The sequence below is a fragment of the Brevundimonas sp. M20 genome (genome assembly GCF_006547065.1).
Taxonomy (GTDB): Bacteria; Pseudomonadota; Alphaproteobacteria; order Caulobacterales; family Caulobacteraceae; genus Brevundimonas.
Genome location: NZ_CP041243.1, coordinates 2410799 through 2428273, shown reverse-complemented (window position 1 = coordinate 2428273; position 17475 = coordinate 2410799). Strand labels below are relative to the sequence as shown.

Below are 17475 nucleotides of genomic sequence, written 5' to 3'. Positions count from 1 at the left end.
TTTACGGTAAATCACGTAACGCGGTAATCCGTCGCAGGGTGTTGAATCAGATCGAGAAGCTGACGCCACAACCGCAGCTTGAGGCGGCGTTCGGGTTCCTGACGACGAACTGCGCCCCCGCCAGATCATCGACGAAGGCGATCTCCGACCCCTTGAGGAAGGGCAGGGAGACGGTGTCGATCACGGCGGCCTGACCGTCGGTCTCGATGCGGATGTCGTCGGGCTCGCCCGCCTCGATCAGCTCGAACCGGTACTGGAAGCCCGAGCAGCCGCCGCCGTCCACGGCCACGCGCAGCAGCACGGGACGCCCCTCGATCTCGCCCAGTTTCGCCAGCCGCCGGGCGGCGCTCTCGGACAGCGTCAGACCATGCCCGCCGGTCGGGGCGGAGATCGTGAAGGCGGGGCTGGATTGGACGGTGCTCACAAGGGCCTATATGAGGCGCGCACGGGCGTTCGCAAAGGCCCGTCCTCGCGAATGAGCAGTTCAACTTGATCCCTGACCGCGCGCCCTACGCCGAATATCCCGAGCACAGCCGCGGCCGGCTGTCGCCCGAGCCCATCAGCCGTACACGCAACGCCTTCGCCCGCGACCGCGACCGGATCATCCATGCGACGGCCTTCCGGCGGCTGAAGGAGAAGACGCAGGTCTTCGTGGCGCACGAGGGCGATCACTATCGCACCCGTCTGACACACAGCCTCGAGGTGGCGCAGATCGCCCGCTCTCTGGCCCACGCCCTGCGGCTGGACACCGACCTGGCCGAGACGGTGGCGCTGGCCCACGATCTGGGCCATCCGCCCTTCGGCCACGCAGGCGAGGATGAGCTGCAGGCCTGCATGTCGGACTGGGGCGGGTTCGACCACAACGTCCAGACCTTCCGCGTCGTGACCAGGCTGGAGAGCCGCTATCCGCAGTTCGACGGCCTGAACCTGAGCTGGGAGACGGTCGAGGGCGTCGTCAAACACAACGGCCCCGTCAGCCACCGGCTGGACGAGCCCGCCTGGAAGGCCATCGCCGAGTATGCGCCCGGCTGGGACCTGCGGCTGGACAGCTTCGCCTCGCTGGAGGCGCAGGCCGCCGCCATCGCCGATGACATCGCCTACAATAACCATGACGTTGATGACGGGGTGCAGGCGGGCCTGTTCTCGCTGGCCGACCTGATGGACGTGCCCCTGATCGGTCCGGTGCTGCACGGCGTTCGCGCCGACTGGCCGGACATCGACGAGCGTATGGTGCGGATCGAGGCCGTGCGCCGGATGATCGGCGTCATGGTCGAGGACGTGCTGGCCGAAACCGGGCGGCGGCTGGAGACCGACAATATCCGCTCGACCGAGGATGTGCGCACCGCCTCGCGGACGCTGGTCGCCTTCTCGCCGGCCATGCTGGCGGATCTCGGGGTGCTGAGGAAGTTCCTGTTCGAGCGGATGTACCGCCACTATCGGGTCAACCGGACCCGCAGTCAGGCGCGGCGTATTCTGGCCGAGATGTTCCAGCTGTTCATGGCCGAACCCGAGACCATGCCGCCGGAATGGTCGAAGCCCGCCCGCGACGGCGACGACGTGAAGCGCGCCCGCGCGGTCTGCGACTACATCGCCGGAATGACGGACCGTTACGCCATCGAGGAACACAGGAAGCTGTTCAGCCTCGACCTCGCGCTGGATCTGTGATTCGTAAGCCTCGCTGGGACGGGTAAGCTATCGGGCCGACGCGGGCGATTCGCGGGCGGCGAAAAGTCCTGAGGCGCGGTCATGTCCCACGAAGATCCCTATCGTCCGAACCCGGGTCGCGACCGCGGCGCCTACACGCCTCCGACCGAGGATGACCTGCCGTTCGACCGCGCCGGCTATGATCCGCGCCGTGGCCCGGGCGGTCCGGCCGGCGGTGGCGGCGGCAAGGCGCCGCCCCTGACCCTGATCATCAGCGTCGTGGTCCTGCTGGCGATCATTGTCGCCGTGCTGGTCATGAAGCCGTGGGAGTCGGCCAGTCCCGACAAGGCCCCGCCCGCTGTCGGCACGCCGGTCGGCGACATCAAGGTCGAGCCGCCGGTCGACGCCCAGCCGGTCGATCCGGAAGCGGGCATCGACGTCTATTCCGCCGGTGAGCCCACGACCACGCCGCCGACCTTCGTGCCGCCACCGGAAGCCGTGCAGCCGCGTCCGCAGCCGCAGCCTGAAACGGCCCCGCCGCCCGTGCGTCCGGCCCCGTCTCCGGCCAGGACCGAGCCCGCCGCGCCGCCGCCCGCCGCCGGTGGAACCTCGGGCGTCCAGATCGGCGCCTTCTCGACCCCGGCCATCGCCGAGAGCCAGTACAACCAGATCGTGGGTCGCTATCCCTCGCTGACCCGTGGCGGCAGCCGCCGGGTGCAGGAAGTGACCTCGTCCTCGGGCTCGACCCTGTACCGCACCACCGTCACCGGCCTGAGCCGTGAACAGGCCACAGGCCTGTGCACCGCCATCAAGTCGGCGGGCGGCGACTGCATCGTGCGCTGATCCCCCCGTGACCTCGGCGGCGATCTACGGCTGTGGCGGCCATCGACTGACGGCGGAGGAGAAGGTCTTCTTCTCCGACGCCCGGCCGTGGGGCTTCATCCTGTTCCGCCGCAACGTGGACAACCCCGATCAGCTGCGCGCCCTCACCGACGAGCTGCGCGACTGCATCGGCGGGGACGCCAATACTCCGATCCTGATCGATCAGGAGGGCGGGCGGGTCCAGCGGATGGGGCCGCCGCACTGGCCGAAGTACCCGCCGGGGGATGCCTATCTGAAGGCGACCAACGATCCGCTGGCGGCGCGCGAGCTGGCCCGTATCGGCGCGCGCCTGATGGCCCATGAACTGAAGGCTGTCGGCATCAACATCGACTGCGCGCCGGTCCTGGATGTGCCGGTGCCCGGCGCCCACGACATCATCGGCGACCGCGCCTATGCCCGCGATCCGGCCCTGGTGGCCCAATTGGGCCGCGCGGCGGCGGAAGGGCTTCTGGCGGGCGGCGTCCTGCCGGTGATCAAGCACATGCCGGGCCACGGCCGCGCCTTCGCCGACACCCACAAGGAACTGCCGACGGTCCACGCCGACCTGGAGACGCTGGACGCCTGGGACTTCGCGCCCTTCAAGGCCCTGTCCGACATGCCCATCGGCATGACGGCCCACATCATCTTCACCGCCATCGACCGGAAGCATCCGGCGACCCAGTCCAAGAAGGCCATCCGGATGATCCGCGAGCGGCTGGGCTTCAACGGCCTGCTGCTGTCTGACGATCTGGTCATGAACGCCCTGTCAGGCGACCTGACCGAGCGGGCGCAGAAGTCGCTGAAGGCCGGGTGCGATCTGGTGATCCACTGGAATGGGGTGCTGGACGAGATGCGTCAGGTGGCAGAGGGGACCGGCAAGCTGAAGGGCGGGGCCAAGCGCCGCGCCGATGCGGCGCTGGCCCGGATCGTCCATACGCCCGAGCCGCTGGACTACCGCGAGGCCCGCGACCGCTTCGATGCGATGCTGGCGGGGCGGCTGGATGCGGCCAAGGGGCCGGATGTGGCGGAGGCGTAGCCATGACCACAAGCAGCGCGCAGCTCGGCAGGTCAAAGACATGACCGATGCGTTCCAGCCAAACCTCGACTTCGCGGCGGCCGAACAGGTCGACACCCGCGACGCCTTCGTGGTCGATCTGGAGGGCTATGAAGGGCCGCTGCACGTCCTGCTGGCGCTGGCGCGGACGCAGAAGGTGGACCTGCTGAAGCTGTCCATCACCCGACTGGCCGAACAGTATCTGGCCTTCGTCCACGAGGCGCGCCGCCGGAACTTCGCCCTCGCGGCGGACTATCTCGTGATGGCGTCCTGGCTCGCCTATCTGAAGTCGCGCCTGCTGCTGCCCCGCAACGAGAAGGGCAAGGCGGACGAAGTCCCGGCCGAGGAAATGGCGGCGGCCCTGGCCTTCCGGCTGCAGAAGCTGGAGGCCATGCGCCGGGCGGTGGAGGCGATCCAGTCGCGGCCCCAGCTGAAGCGCGACGTCTTCACGCGTGGCGATCCGGAAGCCACCGTCATCATTCCGTCCGACCGCATCGACGCCAGCCTGTACGAGCTGATGGCCGCCTATGTGACCCAGCGGCGCCGCGAGGAACTGCGGCGCTACAATCCCGGCCAGCGGGTCGAGGCGTTCCAGCTGGAGGCCGCGCGCGACTGGCTGCGCGAAATCCTGCCGCGCATGGAGGACTGGACCCCGCTCCACCGGGTCGCGCCCGAGAAATACGATGACGAGGAAGGGCCGTCGCAGGCCAGCTATACGGCGTCCACCCTTTCAGCCAGTCTGGAGCTGGTGAAGGAGGGAGCCATGGACGTGAAACAGGCCGAGGCCTTCGCGGAAATCTACCTCAAGCGCCGGGGCAGGGGCCTGCCGCTGGAACTGACCCCGAACTGATCTGATGAGCATTCAATTCGCCCCTGACGATCTGGAGATCGAACGCCGCGTCGAGGCGCTGCTGTTCGCCGCCGCCGGTCCGCTGTCGGCGGCCGAGATCGCGCGTCGTCTGCCCGAGGGCGCGGATGTGGGCGGGGCCATCTCGGCCCTGCGCGACCGGTATCAGAACCGGGGCGTGGAACTGGAGTGCGTGGCCGACCGCTGGCGCTTCCGCACCGCCGCCGACCTGTCCTTCATGATGACCGAGGAGCGCGAGGAGCCGCGCCGCCTGTCCAAGGCCGCGCTCGAGACCCTCGCCATCATCGCCTACCACCAGCCCTGCACCCGCGCCGAGATCGAGAGCGTGCGCGGCGTCTCCCTGTCCAAGGGAACGCTGGACCTGCTGCTGGAGATGGGGTTCGTGAAGCTGAAGGGCCGCCGCCGCACGCCGGGCCGCCCGGTCACCTATGCGACGGCCGACAAGTTCCTGGAGCACTTCAGCCTCGCCAGCCTCTACGACCTGCCGGGCGTGCAGGAGATGAAGGCCGCCGGCCTGCTGGACCTCTCCATCCCCGTCGGCTTCGAGGTGCCCGACCCGACCCGCTCGGGCGACGGCGACGACGAAACACCCCTGCTGCCGGGCGAAGAAGACTCGCCGGAGTTCGCGCAGGACTTCGTGTCGGAGGACTGAGGGCTGAGGGCAGGATCGGTGGCGGTGCTCGGGTGTTCGACGCCGGCGCAGCCAAGTGCTTGGTGATTAGTGGTTAGTGGGTCGATGCCGCGACCGTCGGTGCAGGACCGTCTCCGGCCGTAGCGCTGCCACCCACTAATCACTATCCACTAGCCACTTTCCGGGCTCGCTGCCCGAAGGTGATGCATTCCGCCAAAACCCCTGCTAACCCGCTTCGATGATCGCTCGCCTTCGCCCCGTTCCGTTCGACCTCGGTCCCGTCCACTTCGTCGGCATCGGCGGCATCGGCATGAGCGGCATCGCCGAGATCATGCTCAAGATCGGCTATTCGGTGCAGGGCTCGGACGCCAAGGCCTCGGCCAATATCGAGCGGCTGGAGAAGCTGGGCGCGAAGATCTTCATCGGCCACGACGCCGCCCATGTGGGCGAGGACGTTTCGGCGGTGGTCTATTCGACCGCGGTGAAAGCCTCGAACCCCGAGATGATGGCCGCCCGCGAGCGCCGTATCCCGCTGGTCCGCCGCGCCGAGATGCTGGCCGAGCTGATGCGGCTGCAGTTCTCCATCGCGGTGGGCGGCACGCACGGCAAGACGACGACGACCTCGATGGTCGCGGCCCTGCTGGACGCCGCCGGTCTGGACCCGACGGTGGTCAACGGCGGGATCATCAACGCCTACGGCACCAACGCCAAGGTCGGCGACGGCGACTGGATCGTGGTCGAGGCCGATGAGAGCGACGGCAGCTTCCTGCGCCTGAAGTCGACGGTGGCCATCGTCACCAACATCGACCCCGAGCATCTGGATCACTACGGCGACTTCGACGGCGTCCGGAAGGCGTTCGTGGACTTCGTCGAGAACATCCCCTTCTACGGCTTCGCGGCGGTCTGTCTGGACCACCCCGAGGTCCAGCGCCTCGTGGCCTCCATCGATAACCGGCGTCTGGTCACCTATGGCGTCAATCCGCAGGCCATGGTCCGCGCGGACAACTGCCAGATGGGGCCGGACGGTTGCCGCTTCGACGTGGTGATCCAGCAGCAGGGTCTGGCCATGCTGGACGAGCCTGTCCGCATCGAGGGCCTGCACCTGCCGATGGCCGGTTGGCACAATGTCTCCAACGCCCTGGCCGCCATCGCCGTGGCGCGCGAGCTGGACGTGTCGGACGAGGCGATCAAGGCCGGTCTGGCGGGGTTCGGCGGGGTGAAGCGCCGCTTCACCACCACGGGCGTGGTGGGCGGCGTGCGCGTGGTCGACGACTACGGCCACCATCCGGTCGAGATCGCCGCCGTGCTGAAGGCTGCCCGTCAGGTCGCCGAGGGCCGCGTCATCGCCGTGGTCCAGCCGCACCGCTACACCCGCCTGCGCGACCTGATGGAGGAGTTCTCCACCTGCTTCTCGGACGCCGACGCGGTGATCGTGGCCGACGTCTATCCGGCGGGCGAAAGCCCCATCGAGGGCGTGGACAAGCATGCGCTGGTCGACGGCATCCGTCGCTTCGGTCACCGCCACGTCCAGCCCCTCGAGAACGCCGCCGTCCTGCCGCGCGCGATCAAGGAAGAGGCCAAGCCGGGCGATCTGGTCGTCTTGCTGGGCGCCGGCGACATCACCAGCTGGGCCTACGCCCTGCCGGCGCAGCTGGAGGCGCTGTCGTGAGCCAGTACCCCGAAGTCCGCGGCAAGCTGCTGCTGAACGAGCCGTTGGGGCCGTACACCTGGTTCCGGGTGGGCGGGGCGGCGGACGCGCTGTTCATCCCGGCGGACGCCGAGGATCTGGCCGACTTCCTGAAGGCGCTCGACCCGGCTGTGCCCGTGACCGTGCTGGGTGTCGGCTCGAACGTCATCGTGCGTGACGGCGGGGTCGAGGGCGTGGTGATCCGGCTGGCGGGGCGTCCGTGGGCCCAGATCACGACCGAGGGCGATACGATCACGACCGGCGCGGGCGCGCTGGACAGCATGGTCGCCAAGGCGTCCGCGAAGGCGGGCATCGGCTGGCTGGAGTTCTATGCGGGGATTCCGGGCACCATCGGCGGCGCCCTGACCATGAATGCGGGTTGCTACGGCTCGGAGACGAAGGACGTGCTGGTCTCGGCCTGGGGCCTGACCCGGGCGGGCGAGCGGGTGGACTATGCGCTGGCCGACTTCGGCTACACCTATCGCCACTCGGTCGTGCCCGAGAACGAGATCATCTGGGTCGAGGCGGTCTATCGCGGGACGCCCGCCGATCCGGAGACTGTCACGGCGAAGATCAACGAGATCACCAGCCGTCGCGAAACTACCCAGCCGATCCGCGAGAAGACCGGCGGCTCGACCTTCAAGAACCCCGAGGGCCATTCCTCGTGGAAGCTGGTCGATGAGGCGGGCTGGCGCGGCAAGCTGCACGTCGTGAACGGCGGCGGGGCCATGTTCAGCGAGCTTCACTCCAACTTCATGATCAACCCCGGCGAGGCGACCGCCGCCGACATCGAGGGGCTGGGCGAGGCCGTCCGCGCCGACGTGAAGGCGAAGACGGGCATCCAGCTGGACTGGGAGATCAAGCGGATCGGCCGCAAGGGCTGAACGCGTTGCGCCTCTGACGGCGGCCAGCTATGCCGTGGGACTCTCGGAGGGGGCTCCCATGAAATTCCTGTTCAGCGCCGTTGTCGGCGCCGTGGCGCTGCTCGTCGCCCAACCGGCGGCGGCGCAATTCGTGATGACCCGGACCACGCCGGGCGCGGCCTACTACCACAAGGCCGGCGCCAGCCTTGAGGATCACGACACCCAATTGGCCCAGTGTGTCGCCGATGCCCAAAGAACGGCCCAGCCGGCCAGCGGCGGCAACGCCCTTGTCCTGATCAACCCGGCGCTGGGCATCGCGGGCGTGGGCTACGACCTTCGCCGCAATCGCGCGGGGCGTCGGGTTAATATAGAGAACTGCATGGTCGCCAATCGGTGGACCATCATGAGTCTGAGCGAAGCGGAGGCGGCTCCGCTGCTCCCTCTGCTCCGTGAACGTGATAGCCTGCGTATGGCGCTGGCCCGGATGGTCGGCGCGGAACGGCCCATCGGGACGATGACGCGCTGGTTCACCAATGACGCCATGAACGGCGCCAGTGACCGCTTCTCCGGAGCCGAATTCGTCGAGGGCGTATCCCTGAGTCTGGAAGGCGGGATGACCGCCAGTCGGGGCCTGATCAGCTGGCCGCCGATCCCGGACCTGCCACGCCCCTCGCTCGACGCCCTGCCGCTGGACCCGCTGCGACCGCGGGATATCCGCGTCACGGATGACAGCGCGCTGGTGTTCATTCGGATGACTGGCGATATCCGCTTCAGCGCCGATATTCTGGTCTTCGAGCGGCTCGGGCCGGATGCCTCCACTCCGGCGTGGATTGATCAACGTTCGAACCTGTTCGCGCCCTCCCTCAATGACAGGACGGTCGAGCGCGGACGGCCACGTGTCGGTGTCTATGCCTACCGCCTGCCGCCGGGCCGCTGGCGTCTGACGGGAATGGCCCGCACCGACATGGCCTGGAGCTTCTGCCAAGGAACGATGGCCTTCGACGCGCGGGCGGGAGAGGCGCTGTATCTCGGCTCCTTCGACCTCTCGGGACGGATGATGCCGGACATGACGATGCGCGATGACATCGTTCCCGCGGGCCGGATTCCGGGGGGCTTGCGCCCCGTCGAATACACGGCCGAGGCCCGCTTCCCGTGCACCGGCGTCTACATCTATTCGGTCGACCCTACGGCCTCCTGAAGGGCATCCCCGAAGAACAGCGAGATCGTGGGTTAAGTTGACAGGCTGTTAAGGACGTTCGCGTCATGCGTTGAGCGTTCCGGAGCCGATCATGACCCGTCCCCTCGCAGAGCTTCATGTCGCCGTCCTGATGGGCGGGCTGTCGTCCGAGCGCGAGGTGTCGCTGAGTTCCGGCAAGGGCTGCGCCGACGCGCTTGAAGGGCAGGTGGCCAAGGTCAGCCGTGTGGATGCGGGCCGTGACCTGGCCCAGGTGCTGACCGAGCTGAAGCCCGACGTGGTGCTGAACGCCCTGCACGGCGAATGGGGCGAGGACGGCTGCGTGCAGGGCATCCTCGAGACCCTGCGGATTCCCTATACCCACTCCGGTCTGCTGGCCTCGGCCCTGACGATGGACAAGGACAAGACCAAGTCCGTCCTGCGCGCCGCGGGCGTGGTGGTGCCGGGCGGCGGGCTGTTCGACCGGCGTGAGGTGGCCAGCCGTCACGTCATCCCGCCCCCGTATGTGATCAAGCCGAACGCCGAGGGGTCGTCAGTCGGGGTCTATCTGGTGCCGGAAGGCGCCAACGGTCCGCAGACCGAGGTCGGCGCGCCCGACTGGACCTATGGCGAGGAGGTGATGGTCGAGCCCTATATCGCCGGCAAGGAGCTGTGCGTCACCGTGATCGGCGAGGCCTCTGGCCCGCGCGCCCTGACCGTGACCGACATTACGCCGGTGAAGGGCTTCTATGACTATGAGGCCAAGTACGCTCCGGGCGGATCTGTCCACAAGCTTCCGGCCGACCTGCCGCCCGCCGTTTTCGAGCGCGCGCTGCGCGAGGCCGAGCTGGCGCACAAGGCGCTTGGTTGCCGGGGCGTTAGCCGATCCGACTTCCGTTATGACGATGTTAAGGACGATCTGGTCCTGTTGGAGGTCAACACCCAGCCCGGCATGACGCCGACCTCCCTCGTTCCCGAGCAGGCCGCCTATTGCGGGTTGGAATACAAAGACCTTGTCCGGTGGATGGTGGAGGACGCCTCATGCCCGCGGTAGTTCGCGGCGGTCGGCGACAGAGTTCAGGCCAGACCGCAAAACGCGGCGCGGCGCCCCGGAACGGAGGGCGCGGTCGCGCGCCCCGCAATGCTTCGCCCATCCCCGGAAAGGTGGCCGCCATCGGCCGTCTGGACCTGTCGCCGCGCGCGGTGGTGATCTCGATCGCGGCGGGCGTCCTGCTGCTCGGCGGCGTGCTGGCCACGGGTGCGCGGGCTGACCGGATCGGCGCCTCGGTGGGCCGCGGGATCGACGGCCTGACCGTCGGCATGGGCTTCAAGCTGGACAAGGTGTTCATCGAGGGCGAGAGCGCCGAGGCGACCGTCGCGATCCAGCGGGCCGTGCAACTGGCGCCCGGTCAGCCGATCACCTCCATTGATCTGGACGCCGTGCGCCAGCGGGTCGAGGGCGTGGGCTGGGTCAAGTCGGCGCGGGTGGTTCGCCTGCTGCCCAACACCCTGATCGTACATGTGGTGGAACACGACCGGCTGGCGATCTGGCAGGTGGCGGGCCGCAATCAGGTCATCGACGGGCAAGGCCGGGTCATCCAGGGCGCCGACGCCGGTCGCTACCCGGGCCTGCCGCTGGTGGTGGGCGTGGGCGCCGAACAGGCGGCGGCTGAAATCCTGCCGCTGGTCGCCCAGCGCCCGCGTCTGATGAGCCGAGTCGAGGCTCTGGTGCGCGTGGACGAGCGCCGCTGGGACCTGCGTCTGAAGGACGGCAGCCTGATCCAGCTGCCCGCCCTGAACCAGGACGCGGCCCTCATCCAGCTGGATGAGATGGACCAGCGCCGCCGGCTGCTGGAGCTGGGCTTCGCCCGGATTGATCTGAGAACACCGGAAGAGGTCGCCGTCCGGCCCTCGTCCGACAACGGTAAAGCTTGAGAGGGCAGGGTATGGCCGGGCGGAGTCTGGACAAGGCTGTTGATGGTCGTGGCGCATCGAGCCGCGCGCCCGTGGTGGCCGCGCTGGATCTGGGTCAGTCCAAGGTCGGCTGCTTCATCATGAAGCCCGAGGGCGTGCGCCACGCGGACCGGACAATCCGGGTCGCGGGCGCGGGCCATGTGCAGTCGCGCGGCATTCGCGGCGGCGGGATCATCAGCATGGATGAGGCCGCGCAGGCCATCGGCCACGCCGTCGAACGCGCCGAGCGGGCCGCCGGCGCGCCCGTCGCGGGCGTCGTCGTGACCACGGCGATCGGCCAGATGGCCAGCCACCGGGTGCAGTCGCGCGTCTCGCTGGGGCAGAACCCGGTCGGCGACGGCGATCTGGCGCGCGCCATCGCGATGGCGCTGGCCCAGATTCGCCTGCCCAGCCGCCGCCCGATCCACGTGCTGCCGATCGCCTGGTCGGTGGACGGCGCGCGCGGCGTGCGTGATCCCCGCTCCATGCGCGGTCACTCGCTGGGGCTCGATCTGCTGGTCGTGTCGATGGCCGAGAGCGCCTTCACGGCCCTGAGCCACTGTCTGGAACTCGCCCACCTTGATCTGCAGGGCGTGGTCGCCGCGCCGGTGGCGTCGTCGCTGGCGGCGCTGGAAGACGACGAGATGGACCTCGGCTGCGTCTGCATCGATATGGGCGGCGGCGCCACCTCGGCGGCGGTGTGGGGCGGGCGCAGCCTGCTGCACATCGAATCGCTCAATGTCGGCGGCGATCACGTCACGGCGGACATCGCCCGCGGTCTGTCGACCTCGCGCGCGGGCGCCGAGCGACTCAAGACCCTGCACGGCTCGGCCATGGCCTCGGCCAATGAGGATCGCGAGATGCTGGAGGCCCCGCCGCGCGGCGAGGACCCGTCGGCCAGCCCGGTCGTGGTGCCGCGCGCCATGCTGAAGACCGTCATCGCGCCGCGCGTCGAGGAGACGCTGGAACTTCTGCGCGACCGGCTGCGCGCCGCGGGCGTGGGGCTTGAGCCCGGCGCCGGTCTGGTGCTGACCGGCGGCGCCAGCCAGCTGAACGGCGTCTGCGAAATGGCGGTGCGGGTGTTTGATCGCCCCGTGCGACTCGGCAAGCCCCAGCGCGCGCCTCACCTCGCGGACGCCGCCTCCGGGCCGGCCTTCTGCTCGGCGGCGGGCGTATTGCTGCGCGCCGCCTACGGTCCACGCGAGGCGGTGTCGGCGCGGAAACTCATGTCGCGTCAGATTACCGCAGCGGATGCGCCCCGCGCTCACACGGGCGGCTTGGTGGCGCGCGCCGCGGGCTGGCTGCGCGACAACCTTTAAGGCGCTGAAAGCCCCATTTGGCGGGCTAAATCCGGATAACGTCGCGCGTTTGGCCGTTATCCGGCCTCCGTTCGCCCGTTTTTCTCGCCTGCATGGCGAGACTGTGTCCAGATTGTAACAACACGGGTCTTCCGTGGTCGCCAAGCCGCCACAATCCCTTGTGGAGGCCATCTTTGCTGCTAGCGTGGAATCCGAAGCAGTGTCCCGACTTCAATCGGGGCGCGGCGTCTTGCATCCTTTATCGGTTGGGGCCCAACACATGCTAATCAAGCGCAAGTATCTCTTTGGCACTACGATCCTGGCCGGGGTCATGGCTTTGGCGGCTCCGGCCTTCGCGCAGAGCCAGCTCCCGGGCGTGAGCGTTCAGGGCCAGGCGGACCAGTCCGCGACCCAGATCGACGACGTCGTCGTCACCGGTTCGCGTATCCGTCGTGACCCGGTCAACTCGCCGACCCCGCTGATCCAGGTCACCGGCGAGCAGCTGCAGACCACCGGCCAGACGACCATCATCGACTACCTGGCGACCATTCCCGCCCTGTCGAACTCGCTGGTTCCGTCGGACACCACCGGCTCCAACCTCAACGACGGCGGCCTGTCGTTCGCCAACCTCCGCTCGCTCGGCACCGGCCGCACCCTGGTGCTGGTCGACGGTCGTCGTCACGTCGGCGCCGCCCAGGGCAACCTGGCCGTTGACGTCGACTCGATCCCGCGTCTGCTGATCGAGAACATCGAAATCGTCACCGGCGGCGCCTCGTCGGTTTACGGCGCTGACGCCGTCTCGGGCGTGCTGAACTTCACCCTGCGTCGTGACTTCGAGGGTCTCGAGATCGACGCCAACTACGGCATGATCAACCAGGCCGGTCAGGCCAACAAGCGTATCTCGGTGCTGGGCGGCATCAACCTGCTGGATGATCGTCTGAACCTGTACGGCTTCGCCGAGTACGAAGACATCGACATGGTCGAGTCGATGGACATCGACTGGCTGCGTGACTCGCGCGCCCTGGTCGGTATCGACGCCGACCCGACCAACGCCCCGAACGACGGCATGCTGGACAGCGCCGTGTTCAGCGGCCTGACCACCCTGTCGCGTCCGCGTTGGGGTCAGACCACGCTCGCCAACTCGCAGCAGCCCAGCCCGCTGAACGACCCGGATGTGCCGCTGGCCAGCTGTACCGCTCTGACCAGCGCCAACTGCTACTCGCTGGATCCGCTCAAGACCTACGTCTATGAAGGCACCACCGCCCGCCTCGCCAACTTCGGCCAGCGCATCGGCAACGTCGGCTCCAACCGCACCCTGAACATCGGCGGTGACGGCGAGAATCCCTCGCGCTTCGGTCAGGACAGCCGCGTTCCGGAATCGACCTCGGCCCGCTATCAGGTCGGCGCGAACTTCGCGATCACCGAGAACATCGGTCTGACGGCTGAATACAAGTACGTCGAGGAAGACACCTTCGACATCAGCCAGCCGACCTTCTTCGACATCTTCCTGCACGACGGCAGCTATGCCGCGAACTGGACCAACCCGATCCGGGCGACCAGCCAGTTCGACCTGCGTCTGGACAACGCCTATCTGCCGGCCAACGTCCGTGCGGCGATCCAGGCGAACACTGTCACCAACTACACCGCCAACGCGACCACGCCCGGCACGCCGGCCTTGACGCAGGCTCGCGCCTGGGCCCGTCACTCGATGTTCGGTCCGGATCGCACCCAGGACAACCACCGCGAAGTCGAGCGCTATGTGATCGGCCTGAACGGCGGCTTCGACCAGCTGGCCTTCATCAAGAACATCAACTGGGATCTGTCGTATGTGAACGGCGAGGCCCGCAACGAGAACGTCGAGCGTGGCGTTGACGTTCAGCGCTTCGCCCTCGCGGCTGACGCCGTGGTCGACACCGCGGGCGCCGTCAACGGCCGTCCGGGCGAGATCGTCTGCCGCGCCAAGCTGATCCAGGCCACCTCCGGCGATCTGGACGACTACTTCCGCGGCGGTCTGCTGACCGACAGCGTTGAAGGCACGCGCGCCCTGAACGAGTGCGTTCCGCTCAACGTCTTCGGCGCCGGCAACCAGAGCGAAGCCGCCCTGGCCTATGTCGATGCGGCGATCACCGTCAGCCACGTCAACCAGCAGGAGCAGGCCATCGGCGCCATCTCCGGCCAGCTGTGGGACTTCTGGGGCGCCGGCGCGATCGGCGTCGCCGTCGGCGCCGAATGGCGTCGCGAGTACACCGAAGGTGTCGGCCGCAGCGCCACGACGGGCGACCGTCTGCTGTTCCTCAACACCGGTGCTGACTTCCTCGGCGCGGAGTACGAGTCGGAAGAGTGGTTCGCCGAACTTTCGCTGCCGCTGGTCCGCGACAGCTGGCTGGGTGAGTACGCCGAAGTGAGCGGTTCGTACCGCGCCTTCGACTACACCACCGCCGGCGACGGCGATGTCTACGGCGTGAACTTCGTGTATCGCCCGATCCGCGACATCACCTTCAAGGCCAGCCTGAACACCTCGTTCCGCGCGCCGAACCTGGGTGAGAACTTCTCGCCCTTCAGCCAGACCTTCGCCAACGGCTACGTTGATCCCTGCGCGACGCTGAACATCGCCGCCCAGAACACGGAAATTCGCACCAACCGGATTGCCAACTGCCAGGCGCTGCTGAACCAGTACAACGCCGCCAACGGCACCGCTCTGGCCTACGATTTCGCGGGCACGACGGCGACCAACACCGACGACTTCAACCCGATCTATTCGTCGGGTATCGCGGGCGTCAGCGGCGGCAACGCCAACCTCCGTCCGGAAGAATCGGAAAGCTTCACCTTCTCGGTGGCGCTGGAACCGCGGATGTTCCCGAACCTGCAGCTGATCCTCGACTACTATGAAATCGAGATCACCGACGTTATCGCGTCGGTCAGCGCCCAGACGATGTCCAACCTCTGCGTCAACGGACCGACCCTGGACCCGCAAACCTGCGGTCTGCTGTTCCGCAACGACCCGACCCCGGGCCGTGAGTTCTACCTCGGCGCCGCTTCGGGCGATCCGATCGGCGGCTTCATCCAGAGCTCGATCAACTACGCGGCGCTTCAGACGCGTGGTCTGGACTTCACCCTGCGTTACTCGCTGGACACCGAAGAAGCCTTCGGCTGGAACCTGGGCCGCTTCAACTACAGCCTGGGCGGCCTCTGGCTGATCGAGCAGAAGCAGTTCCTGGACCCGGCGAACGCCGCCAGCTTCACCGAACTGTCGGCCGGCGTCTTCTACCCCCGCGTTCGCTTCACCTCGTCGCTGACCTGGGTTCCGAACGACACCTGGAGCGTCAACTGGTCGATGGACTGGCAGACGGCCCAGAACAGCGCTCGCATCCGCGACCAGATGTCCAACCTGGACTCTCGTCCGTATGACACCTACGACACCGGCGACTTCGCCCGCCATGACTTCACGGTCCGTGCGAACCTCCGGGACGACCTGTCGATCCGCTTCGGTGTGGTCAACGCGTTCGACGCCGAACAGCCCGCCTACCTGGGCACGACGACGTACAGCAACTTCGACCCCTACGGCACGCGCTTCTTCGTGGGCCTGAATTACCGCCCGTTCTAAGAACGAGCAGACGACACAAGACGGAAGGGGCGGCTCGCGAGGGCCGCCCCTTTTCGTTGCGCGGCGGCGGACGCGGCCGGGATTTTGCGGCCAAGGTTAACGATTTCCGTGGCCTCCGACCCGACTCAGCCTATCCGGTAACACTCCCTTAAGCAGTTCGGGCGCTTCCTTAACGCGCTCATAACCAATGCGATTCGGCGGGGATTTCGCATCGGGACTGCAAGGGCAGGGTCGGAATTAGGGTCGGAAAAATGTCTCTCTCGCTGGTGCGTCCGCAAGCTACGGAACTGAAGCCCCGGATCGTCGTGTTCGGCGTCGGCGGCGCGGGCGGCAATGCCGTCAACAACATGATCGACGCCGGTCTGGAAGGTGTCGAGTTCGTGGTCGCCAACACCGACGCGCAACACCTCTCCTTCGCCAAGACCGACCGCCGCATCCAGCTGGGTGAGACCATCACCCAGGGACTGGGCGCCGGCGCGCACCCCGAAGTCGGCATGAACGCCGCCGAGGAATCCGCCGAGGAAATCTTCGGGCACCTGGACGGCGCCCACATGGTCTTCATCACCTGTGGCATGGGCGGCGGCACCGGCACCGGCGCGGCCCCCGTCATCGCCAAATGCGCCCGTGATCGCGGCATCCTGACCGTCGGCGTCGTGACCAAGCCCTTCACCTTTGAAGGCCGTCACCGCATGCGTCTGGCCGAGGCCGGCATCGCCGAGCTGCAGCGCTACGTCGACACCCTGATCGTCATTCCGAACCAGAACCTGTTCCGCGTCGCCAACGAGCGCACGACCTTCGCCGACGCCTTCGGCATGGCCGATCAGGTCCTGCACTCTGGCGTGCGCTCGATCACCGACCTGATGATCCTGCCGGGCCTGATCAACCTCGATTTCGCCGACGTCCGCGCCGTCATGTCCGAGATGGGCAAGGCGATGATGGGCACCGGCGAGGCCTCGGGCGACGACCGCGCCCTGATGGCGGCCCAGAACGCCATCGCCAACCCCCTGCTGGACGAGACCTCGCTGAAGGGCGCCAAGGCTGTGCTGGTGAACATCACCGGCGGCATGGACATGACCCTGCTGGAAGTCGACGAGGCCGCCAACGCCATCGCCGGCGAAGTGGATTCGGACGCCAACATCATCTTCGGCGCCGCCTTCGATCCGGCCCTGGACGGCAAGATCCGCGTGTCGGTCGTGGCGACCGGCATGGAAGACACCGCCGCCGCCAAGGCGCCGCCCTCTTCGGGTTCGGCGACCTTCGACACGCGTCGCCCGGCCCCGGCCTTCGCTCCGCGCGCTTCCGAGCCGGTGCGTTCGGAGCCCGTTCGCGCCGCCGAGCCGGTCCGCGCCCGCGTCGAAGAGGCTCCGATCGTCCCCACCTTTCAGCCCGCTCAGCCGGCTTACGGCGCGGTAGCGCGCGCGCCGGAGCCCAAGCCCGAGCCGGTTATCCACGTCGCTGAAGAGCGCACGCTGGAGCCGATCGTCGATCCGTGGGTCGAGGAGTACGAGAACAATCCGCGTCCGGCCGCCGAGAAGGCGCCGCAAGCCCAGGGCGACCTGTACATGGAACGCGCGCCGGCTCCCGAGCCCGCCCCGCGTCCGGAACCGGCCTATGACGACGGCTATGACGACCGGGACCACCGCAAGAGCGGCTGGAGCCTGTTTGGCAAGAAGCGTCAGCAGCCCACCTATCCGCCGTCCGGCAACCGTCAGACGGAAATGCGTCACACCAGTCAGACCCAGCCGACCATCGAGCCGGAGCTGGGCCAGGCCGAAGACGATCTGGAAATCCCGTCCTTCCTGCGCCGGCTGGCGAACTAGGACCAGGGTTCAAGGGTA

At 67.8% G+C, this 17475-nt stretch carries 14 protein-coding genes; 13 read left to right on the top strand and 1 reads right to left on the bottom strand.

Annotated features, from left to right (window positions below; genetic code table 11):
- Positions 1 to 46 precede the first annotated feature (46 nt).
- Positions 47 to 424 (bottom strand): iron-sulfur cluster assembly accessory protein, encoded by a 378-nt coding sequence (locus FKQ52_RS11985; protein ID WP_141627393.1) that lies wholly within the window; start codon positions 422 to 424, stop codon positions 47 to 49.
- Positions 425 to 489: 65 nt separating this feature from the next.
- On the opposite strand from FKQ52_RS11985, the gene FKQ52_RS11980 reads away from it, so the two are divergent.
- From FKQ52_RS11980 to ftsZ, 13 genes are all read left to right on the top strand, one after another.
- On the top strand, positions 490 to 1665 hold the full coding sequence (locus tag FKQ52_RS11980; RefSeq protein ID WP_141627392.1) for a deoxyguanosinetriphosphate triphosphohydrolase: 1176 nt from the start codon (positions 490 to 492) through the stop codon (positions 1663 to 1665).
- A gap of 81 nt (positions 1666 to 1746) precedes the next feature.
- Complete coding sequence (locus tag FKQ52_RS11975) at positions 1747 to 2487, top strand: SPOR domain-containing protein (RefSeq protein ID WP_141627391.1); 741 nt, start codon at positions 1747 to 1749, stop codon at positions 2485 to 2487.
- Positions 2488 to 2494: 7 nt separating this feature from the next.
- Complete coding sequence (gene nagZ / locus FKQ52_RS11970) at positions 2495 to 3541, top strand: beta-N-acetylhexosaminidase (protein WP_141627390.1); 1047 nt, start codon at positions 2495 to 2497, stop codon at positions 3539 to 3541.
- A gap of 40 nt (positions 3542 to 3581) precedes the next feature.
- Positions 3582 to 4409, top strand: a complete 828-nt coding sequence (locus FKQ52_RS11965) for a ScpA family protein (protein WP_141627389.1) — start codon at positions 3582 to 3584, stop codon at positions 4407 to 4409.
- Between the two features lie 4 nt (positions 4410 to 4413).
- A complete protein-coding gene (gene scpB / locus FKQ52_RS11960; protein ID WP_141627388.1) occupies positions 4414 to 5079 on the top strand; it encodes an SMC-Scp complex subunit ScpB in 666 nt (221 codons plus the stop codon).
- 217 nt (positions 5080 to 5296) lie between these two features.
- Positions 5297 to 6727 (top strand): UDP-N-acetylmuramate--L-alanine ligase, encoded by a 1431-nt coding sequence (gene murC, locus FKQ52_RS11955; RefSeq protein ID WP_141627387.1) that lies wholly within the window; start codon positions 5297 to 5299, stop codon positions 6725 to 6727.
- Positions 6724 to 7629, top strand: a complete 906-nt coding sequence (gene murB, locus FKQ52_RS11950) for a UDP-N-acetylmuramate dehydrogenase (protein WP_141627386.1) — start codon at positions 6724 to 6726, stop codon at positions 7627 to 7629. The genes murC and murB overlap by 4 nt, the downstream gene beginning before the upstream one ends.
- A gap of 58 nt (positions 7630 to 7687) precedes the next feature.
- Entirely contained in the window at positions 7688 to 8806 is a 1119-nt protein-coding gene (locus tag FKQ52_RS11945; RefSeq protein WP_141627385.1) for a hypothetical protein, read from the top strand.
- 91 nt (positions 8807 to 8897) lie between these two features.
- Entirely contained in the window at positions 8898 to 9836 is a 939-nt protein-coding gene (locus FKQ52_RS11940) for a D-alanine--D-alanine ligase (protein ID WP_141627384.1), read from the top strand.
- Complete coding sequence (locus FKQ52_RS11935; protein ID WP_141627383.1) at positions 9824 to 10717, top strand: cell division protein FtsQ/DivIB; 894 nt, start codon at positions 9824 to 9826, stop codon at positions 10715 to 10717. Before FKQ52_RS11940 ends, FKQ52_RS11935 begins: the two co-directional genes overlap by 13 nt.
- A gap of 11 nt (positions 10718 to 10728) precedes the next feature.
- A complete protein-coding gene (gene ftsA, locus FKQ52_RS11930) occupies positions 10729 to 12054 on the top strand; it encodes a cell division protein FtsA (protein ID WP_141627382.1) in 1326 nt (441 codons plus the stop codon).
- A 355-nt stretch (positions 12055 to 12409) separates the two neighbouring features.
- The gene (locus FKQ52_RS11925; RefSeq protein WP_240811639.1) at positions 12410 to 15637 is read left to right on the top strand and encodes a TonB-dependent receptor domain-containing protein; all 3228 of its coding nucleotides are present in this window, start codon (positions 12410 to 12412) and stop codon (positions 15635 to 15637) included.
- A 251-nt stretch (positions 15638 to 15888) separates the two neighbouring features.
- A complete protein-coding gene (gene ftsZ, locus FKQ52_RS11920) occupies positions 15889 to 17457 on the top strand; it encodes a cell division protein FtsZ (RefSeq protein WP_141627380.1) in 1569 nt (522 codons plus the stop codon).
- Positions 17458 to 17475 lie beyond the last annotated feature (18 nt).

Bases quoted from the DNA above. Each gene is read 5' to 3' on its own strand.
- FKQ52_RS11975 (WP_141627391.1), top strand. From the start codon at position 1,747: ATGTCCCACGAAGATCCCTATCGTCCGAACCCGGGTCGCGACCGCGGC.
- FKQ52_RS11965 (WP_141627389.1), top strand. From the start codon at position 3,582: ATGACCGATGCGTTCCAGCCAAACCTCGACTTCGCGGCGGCCGAACAG.
- scpB (WP_141627388.1), top strand. From the start codon at position 4,414: ATGAGCATTCAATTCGCCCCTGACGATCTGGAGATCGAACGCCGCGTC.
- murC (WP_141627387.1), top strand. From the start codon at position 5,297: ATGATCGCTCGCCTTCGCCCCGTTCCGTTCGACCTCGGTCCCGTCCAC.
- FKQ52_RS11945 (WP_141627385.1), top strand. From the start codon at position 7,688: ATGAAATTCCTGTTCAGCGCCGTTGTCGGCGCCGTGGCGCTGCTCGTC.
- FKQ52_RS11940 (WP_141627384.1), top strand. From the start codon at position 8,898: ATGACCCGTCCCCTCGCAGAGCTTCATGTCGCCGTCCTGATGGGCGGG.
- FKQ52_RS11935 (WP_141627383.1), top strand. From the start codon at position 9,824: ATGCCCGCGGTAGTTCGCGGCGGTCGGCGACAGAGTTCAGGCCAGACC.
- ftsA (WP_141627382.1), top strand. From the start codon at position 10,729: ATGGCCGGGCGGAGTCTGGACAAGGCTGTTGATGGTCGTGGCGCATCG.
- ftsZ (WP_141627380.1), top strand. From the start codon at position 15,889: ATGTCTCTCTCGCTGGTGCGTCCGCAAGCTACGGAACTGAAGCCCCGG.